The organism is Scandinavium tedordense (assembly GCF_024764965.1).
GTDB classification, from domain to species: domain Bacteria; phylum Pseudomonadota; class Gammaproteobacteria; order Enterobacterales; family Enterobacteriaceae; genus Scandinavium; species Scandinavium tedordense.
Window position 1 is genome coordinate 1 of sequence record NZ_JALIGG010000006.1, and the last position, 264, is coordinate 264.

Genomic DNA, 264 nt, shown 5'->3' on the forward strand with positions numbered 1-264 from the left:
ATCGTACCCCAAACCGACACAGGTGGTCAGGTAGAGAATACCAAGGCGCTTGAGAGAACTCGGGTGAAGGAACTAGGCAAAATGGTGCCGTAACTTCGGGAGAAGGCACGCTGATGTGTAGGTGAAGTCCCTGCGGATGGAGCTGAAATCAGTCGAAGATACCAGCTGGCTGCAACTGTTTATTAAAAACACAGCACTGTGCAAACACGAAAGTGGACGTATACGGTGTGACGCCTGCCCGGTGCCGGAAGGTTAATTGATGGG

The 264-nt window shown here is 51.9% G+C and carries 1 rRNA gene; it reads left to right on the plus strand.

Features of this window, described 5'->3' with window-relative positions:
• A 23S ribosomal RNA gene (locus MUU46_RS00025) occupies positions 1 to 264 on the plus strand; the annotation flags it as partial.